Source organism: Paenibacillus anseongensis (assembly GCF_009757995.1).
GTDB lineage: Bacteria > Bacillota > Bacilli > Paenibacillales > NBRC-103111 > Paenibacillus_E > Paenibacillus_E chondroitinus.
The window spans coordinates 1-6339 of record NZ_WSEM01000029.1 but is presented as its reverse complement, the minus strand read 5'-3'; the positions used below and the strand labels follow the sequence as shown (position 1 = coordinate 6339).

Genomic DNA, 6339 nt, shown 5'->3' with positions numbered 1-6339 from the left:
CAATGCATGCAGCTGACGAATACTAATCGGTCGAGGGCTTAACCACAAATCCTATAGTAGTTACTTTACGCAAGTTTCGTATCTAGTTTTCAAGGCGCAAACCACGCTTTGACTGTTTGGTGATGATGGCGGAGGGGACCCACGCGTTCCCATCTCGAACACGACCGTTAAGCCCTCCAGCGTCGATGGTACTTGAACCGCAGGGTTCTGGGAGAGTAGAACGTTGCCAAACAATATTCCCTGATAGCTCAGTTGGTAGAGCACTCGACTGTTAATCGAGTTGTCACAGGTTCGAGTCCTGTTCGGGGAGCCATTGCTTCCATAGCTCAGTCGGTAGAGTGCATCCATGGTAAGGATGAGGTCACCGGTTCGATTCCGGTTGGAAGCTCCAGTAGTTTTTTGTAAGGCCCGTTGGTCAAGTGGTTAAGACACCTCCCTTTCACGGAGGTAACAGGGGTTCGAGTCCCCTACGGGTCACCATTACGTATTTCCCATGGAGGCTTAGCTCAGCTGGGAGAGCATCTGCCTTACAAGCAGAGGGTCGGCGGTTCGATCCCGTCAGCCTCCATCATTAACTTTATATGCCGTTGTAGCTCAACTGGTAGAGCAACTGACTTGTAATCAGTAGGTTGGGGGTTCAAGTCCTCTCGACGGCATGTTATTATTGGGGATTAGCCAAGCGGTAAGGCAACGGACTTTGACTCCGTCATGCCAAGGTTCAAATCCTTGATCCCCAGTTTCTTTTTATGAGTCATTAGCTCAGTTGGTAGAGCACCTGACTTTTAATCAGGGTGTCGTAGGTTCGAATCCTACATGACTCACCATTTGCCTTATTTAGAAGATGCGCGTATGGCGGAATTGGCAGACGCACTAGACTTAGGATCTAGCGGGCGACCGTGGGGGTTCAAGTCCCTCTACGCGCATTAAATCCTCAGCAGTATTTATACTCCTGAGGTACCCTGCGGAAGTGGCTCAGCGGTAGAGCATCGCCTTGCCAAGGCGAGGGTCGCGGGTTCGATCCCCGTCTTCCGCTCCATATTTTAAGCGCCCTTAGCTCAGCTGGATAGAGTATTTGACTACGAATCAAAAGGTCGGGAGTTCGAATCTCTCAGGGCGCGCCATTTCTTATTAGTATTATCGTATCGGGATGTAGCTCAGCTTGGTAGAGCACCTGCTTTGGGAGCAGGGGGTCGCATGTTCAAATCGTGTCATCCCGATATACACGCGGGTGTAGTTCAATGGTAGAACTTCAGCCTTCCAAGCTGGTAGCGTGGGTTCGATTCCCATCACCCGCTTTACAGAAAGAGAGCCACCTTCGGGTGGCTTTTTCTTTTGCAACGGTAAGGAAAAGCATGATTGACCGAGTATTTAATACAGGTAAGGTATGGGAAGAGTAAGGGAACTGGAGTCCGCTATTTCGCTCAAATCAGCCTAATTCCCCGATAGGGGGAACTACAGGGCTTTATCTGCCGCCGAAGGCAAGTATATTAGCTGAAAACGACAAAATAGCGGACGGTACTTCCCTACGAGGCATGAATGCACCGTTTTCCAGCTAAATAGAGGCCTGTAGTTCCGTTAACACAATGCATAGTTTGGGCCCTTCTAAAAAAGCATGCTTATAGAGAACTATAGGTATAAGAAAGAGTCACCATCGAGTGGCTTTTGTTTTGTTTGTGAGAAGGGAGGAGAAATCCCTTCGTTGTGACATACATTAATTACCACAGCTTAATTAGGGCTTTTTTTATTTTACTACTATGTGCAAAGAGCGGATTGTGGTAAAATATTCTGAAATGAGTTTTTGTAACGTCAAGCTTTTATAGAGAGAAGCATTAATGCAACATAGTGAATAGATGAGGTGGAGAGTTATGTTAGAGAATGTAATCGGCCTACAAAAGCAAGGAACGAATAATCTGCTTCGCAGGGACGTACGCTTCTTGGGGCACATACTAGGTGAAGTTCTGGTACATCAGGGCGGCAATGATCTCCTCGATGTTGTCGAGAAAATTCGTGAGATGAGTAAGTCTTTAAGAGCACACTATGTCATTGAAATCTATGATGAGTTCAAAGAAACGATTTCTTCGCTTGATCCGGAAATTCGTCATCAAGTGATCCGAGCATTCGCTATTTACTTCCAGCTGGTTAATATTGCTGAGCAGAATCATCGGATTCGTCGTAAAAGAGACTACGAGCGTTCCTCCGGTGAGTCCGTGCAGCCTGGTTCCATAGAGAGCATTGTTCAGGAACTAAGAAACAATCACATCCCTTTTGCAGAAGTACAAGAAATTCTTAAATCTATCTCTTTAGAACTTGTAATGACAGCTCATCCAACGGAAGCAATGCGTAGAGCGGTACTTGATATTAATCTGCGTATTTCGGAAGATATGATGAAGCTGGATAATCCGATGTTAACTTCTCGTGAGCGTGAACAGCTGCGTGAGAAACTGCTTGGAGAAGTTTTGAATCTATGGCAAACGGACGAGCTGCGTGATCGCAAACCGACGGTCATCGATGAGGTTCGTAACGGGTTGTACTATTTTGACGAAACTTTGTTCGATGTGCTGCCGGAAGTTTATCATGAGCTTGAACGCTGCTTAAATAAATATTACCCGCAGGATACTTGGCATGTACCATCTTTCTTGAAGTTCGGTTCATGGATCGGTGGAGACCGTGATGGCAATCCGTCTGTGAGAGCGAATGTAACCTGGGAAACGCTAGGACTGCACCGTCAACTGGCTTTGCAAAAGTATGAAGAGGTTCTTAAGGAAACTCTAGAGAACATGAGCTTCAGCAAAAATATAGTGACGGTTAGCGATGCCTTACTGGAGTCCATTCAGTGCGACCGTGTAGCTCTTGGTAATGTGCAGGATGTATGGCGCAATGAGAAAGAGCCTTACCGTATCAAAACAACCTATATGATCGAAAAGGTGCATAACACAGGTAATCCTAATGTACCAACAAGCCAGAAATATAACAGCCCTGATGAATTTATTAGTGATTTGCAAATTATTGATGCTAGTTTAAGATCGCATTTTGCAGATTACGTTGCTGACAAATATATTAAAAAGCTAATCCGTCAAGTTGAACTGTTCGGCTTCCACTTAGCTGCTCTTGATATCAGACAGCACAGTAAAGAGCATGAATCAGCAATGACAGAGATTTTAGCGAAAATGGGTATTACGAGTGACTACAGTAAGCTTTCTGAAAAAGAGAAAATCTCGCTTCTGACAGATGTTCTGAATGATCCGAGACCGATCACTTCAACTTACCTGGATTACTCCGAAGGTACGAAGGAGTGTTTAGACGTTTACCGTACGGTAGGCGAGGCTCAGAAGGAGTTTGGACGCAATTGTATCAATAGCTACCTAATTAGTATGACACAAGGTGCTAGTGATCTTCTGGAAGTTGTCGTGTTTGCGAAAGAAGCAGGCCTATACCGCAAAGAGAACGATGGCAGCGTAACAAGCACGCTTCAGTCGGTACCTTTATTTGAGACGATTGACGACTTGCACGCGGCACCAGGTATTATGAGCACACTGTTAGCAATTCCTGCTTACCGTGACAGCCTTGATCCGGAAACTCAGCTCCACGAAATCATGCTTGGGTACTCGGATAGCAATAAAGACGGCGGAGTAATCACAGCAAACTGGGAGCTTCGTATGGCGCTTCAGGATATCACGGAAGCTGCGAAAAAATTCGGCGTGAAACTGAAGTTCTTCCATGGCCGTGGTGGCGCACTGGGGCGCGGCGGAATGCCGCTTAACCGCAGTATCCTTGCACAACCGGTAGAAACGCTTGGTGGCGGTATCAAGATCACAGAGCAAGGGGAAGTTTTATCTTCTCGTTATTCCTTGCAAGGGATTGCTTATCGCAGCTTAGAGCAGGCGACTTTTGCATTAATTACAGCGTCCAAACTATCGCTTTCCCCACAAAGACTTCCACAAGAAGACAAATGGGAGACGATTATGCGAGGTATTTCGGAGCAAGCACAGACGAAATATCAGGACCTCATTTTCAGGGACGAAGACTTCTTAACGTTCTTCAAAGAATCAACACCGCTGCCTGAGATTGGCGAGCTGAATATCGGTTCACGTCCATCCAAGCGTAAAAATAGCGACAGATTCGAAGATTTGCGTGCGATTCCGTGGGTATTCTCCTGGACGCAAACTCGTTATTTGCTTCCTGCATGGTATGCGGCAGGCACAGGTCTGCAAAGCTTTTATCAAGGGAATGCAGCGAATCTAGAGACGTTAAAAGAAATGTATGAAGATTGGTCATTCTTCCGTACTATGATTGATAATCTGCAAATGGCGCTTGCCAAAGCGGATCTGCAAATTGCGAAAGAATACGGGAATTTAGTGAAGGAATCGGCGATTGCAGAGCGTATTTTCAACCTCATTAGGGAAGAATATGAATTAACTTCTTCGATCATTTTACAAATTACAGGGCAGCAAGAGATTTTGGATAATGTTCCTGTTATTCAAGAGTCAATTCGCCTGCGTAACCCTTACGTTGATCCACTGAGCTATATGCAGGTTGAACTGCTTACAGAGCTTCGTGCCCTGCGTGAAAATAATGAAGACGATGCAATTCTGCTGCGTGAAGTGCTGCTTACAATTAACGGCATTGCAGCTGGGCTGAGAAACACAGGCTGATACTATAGAGTGCATAAGCGTATAGACAGGATGATAAAGTCGGGGGCCTCGTATAGCGAGTGCATCTCGACTTTTCTTGTTCTATACAAGATCTGTTTTCCTCGAACGGCAGCACACATGTGGGGATGTTAGGTTCGGTTGAGCTTCCTGTGGCGATTATCGCTACGTTTTCCATTATTGCGTAGCCGGTAAATGGGTTATAATGGATAGGGATGGGTTTAATTTTGGTTGGAATCTTAATTTCTGAAATCAAAACGTTATTTTTGCGTATGTATTAGAAAAGAGTCGAATTGCCTAAGAAGCCGGAGGAAAACGAATTGAATTTTGTTGAAGCACGTCTGGCTAAACTAGCCAGAAATGGGGATCGAAATGCTTTTGCGGAGCTTGTAGAGCTCTATAAGGATAAGATCTTTCACTTGGCTTACCGTATGCTGAATAACAAACAAGAGGCCGAGGATGCGGTGCAGGAAACGTTCTTGCGGGTCTATACGAATTTGCACCGATATGATGAGAATCAGAAGTTTTCAACTTGGATTTTTCGAATTGGAACGAATCTGTGTATCGATAAATTGCGTAGAAGAAAGAATACGTACTCCTTAGACGCGGAAATGCCGGACGGAGAAGGCAATGACTATTATGCGATGCTGCCAAGTCATGAAGACACGCCTGAGAAACAAATCATCGTGTCCGAGACGCAGGAGCAGATTCGTAATGCGATTGATACCTTACCGGAAAAATATAAATCAATCGTCATTTTGCGCTATTTGCAGGATATGTCCCTTCAGGAGATCTCTGAGGTGCTTGATATGCCCGTAACGACGATCAAAACACGAGTACACCGGGGCCGTGAGTACTTGCGCAAACGGTTAGAACAGGAGGAACAAGATGCCAATACAAATCCTGTTCCAAGGTGAAACATATTTAAATTCGAAACGTATGGTATATCACAACATGCAAAAGTCTAAGAAAGGGGTGGCTGCCCGGTGAACTGCAAAGAAGCCCTCCCGCTCATACATGAATATCTAGACGGTGATTTGCAAGGATCGGATTCTCGGCTGTTAAAAGAACATCTGATTGCTTGTCAGGCCTGTCATGCGTTATTCAAACAATTAGAGAAAACAGATGCGCTAGTTAGAATGCTGCCACCACTAAGAGCTTCTGATACGCTGACAGATCAGATTATGAGCGCATTGCCTCCAATGAAGCAAAGAAGCGGCTGGATGGACTTCATTCGCAGGCATCCTGCTGGTTCGGTGGCTGTCGTTTTCGGGGCCGTCATGTTCGGCAGCTTCATGTCCATGTGGAATGACGATACGAACTTGATGGTCAAAGGAAGCAACCTGCAGGATGTAGTCATCCAAGGGGATACCGTCATTGTACCGCAGGGTCATACCGTGCAAGGAGATCTCGTTGTACAACGGGGAACGCTGAAGGTGGAAGGCGATGTAACGGGTAATTTAACCGTTATCGATGGCACACTGAATTTGGCGTCTACCGCGCATATTTCGGGTCAAGTGACACAGGTGAATGAAGCAATTGGTTGGGTTTGGTATAAATTAGGCGAGTTCGTAGGCATGCTCTCGAATTAGCTTGGAACGTCTGCCGTTGGCTTTGAGCCGAAGGGGGCGTTTTTTTTCTACAGCGGAATAACCAACATACTATGCTTGTTTTCAAGGTTTTGGAGGTA

At 45.7% G+C, this 6339-nt stretch carries 3 protein-coding genes, 12 tRNA genes and 1 rRNA gene; all 16 read left to right on the top strand.

The window, feature by feature from the left end; all coding sequences use genetic code 11:
- The first annotated feature begins 115 nt into the window (after positions 1-115).
- The 16 genes from rrf to GON05_RS28605 all read left to right on the top strand — a co-directional run bounded on the left by rrf (position 116) and on the right by GON05_RS28605 (position 6241).
- Positions 116-232: ribosomal RNA gene (gene rrf, locus GON05_RS28680) — 5S ribosomal RNA — on the top strand.
- Positions 233-237: 5 nt separating this feature from the next.
- A tRNA-Asn gene (locus GON05_RS28675) sits at positions 238-313 on the top strand.
- A 2-nt stretch (positions 314-315) separates the two neighbouring features.
- A tRNA-Thr gene (locus tag GON05_RS28670) sits at positions 316-391 on the top strand.
- Positions 392-405: 14 nt separating this feature from the next.
- Positions 406-480 (top strand) — tRNA-Glu (locus GON05_RS28665).
- Positions 481-495: 15 nt separating this feature from the next.
- Positions 496-568: transfer RNA gene (locus tag GON05_RS28660), tRNA-Val, on the top strand.
- A gap of 15 nt (positions 569-583) precedes the next feature.
- Positions 584-656 (top strand) — tRNA-Thr (locus tag GON05_RS28655).
- Positions 657-665: 9 nt separating this feature from the next.
- Positions 666-737 (top strand) — tRNA-Gln (locus GON05_RS28650).
- 11 nt (positions 738-748) lie between these two features.
- Positions 749-824 (top strand) — tRNA-Lys (locus GON05_RS28645).
- A 19-nt stretch (positions 825-843) separates the two neighbouring features.
- Positions 844-923 (top strand) — tRNA-Leu (locus GON05_RS28640).
- Between the two features lie 38 nt (positions 924-961).
- Positions 962-1036 (top strand) — tRNA-Gly (locus GON05_RS28635).
- A gap of 8 nt (positions 1037-1044) precedes the next feature.
- Positions 1045-1121: transfer RNA gene (locus GON05_RS28630), tRNA-Arg, on the top strand.
- 22 nt (positions 1122-1143) lie between these two features.
- A tRNA-Pro gene (locus GON05_RS28625) sits at positions 1144-1217 on the top strand.
- A 7-nt stretch (positions 1218-1224) separates the two neighbouring features.
- A tRNA-Gly gene (locus tag GON05_RS28620) sits at positions 1225-1295 on the top strand.
- 570 nt (positions 1296-1865) lie between these two features.
- Positions 1866-4652 carry a phosphoenolpyruvate carboxylase gene (ppc, locus tag GON05_RS28615; protein WP_157324020.1) on the top strand — a complete coding sequence of 929 codons (2787 nt, stop codon included), beginning with the start codon at positions 1866-1868 and terminating at the stop codon, positions 4650-4652.
- Between the two features lie 317 nt (positions 4653-4969).
- The gene (gene sigW, locus GON05_RS28610; RefSeq protein ID WP_157324018.1) at positions 4970-5566 is read left to right on the top strand and encodes an RNA polymerase sigma factor SigW; all 597 of its coding nucleotides are present in this window, start codon (positions 4970-4972) and stop codon (positions 5564-5566) included.
- Between the two features lie 69 nt (positions 5567-5635).
- Complete coding sequence (locus GON05_RS28605; RefSeq protein WP_127456698.1) at positions 5636-6241, top strand: zf-HC2 domain-containing protein; 606 nt, start codon at positions 5636-5638, stop codon at positions 6239-6241.
- The last annotated feature ends 98 nt before the right edge of the window (positions 6242-6339 follow it).

What these genes read in the sequence shown, in the direction of transcription:
- ppc (WP_157324020.1), top strand. Translation starts at nt 1,866, where the DNA reads ATGTTAGAGAATGTAATCGGCCTACAAAAGCAAGGAACGAATAATCTG.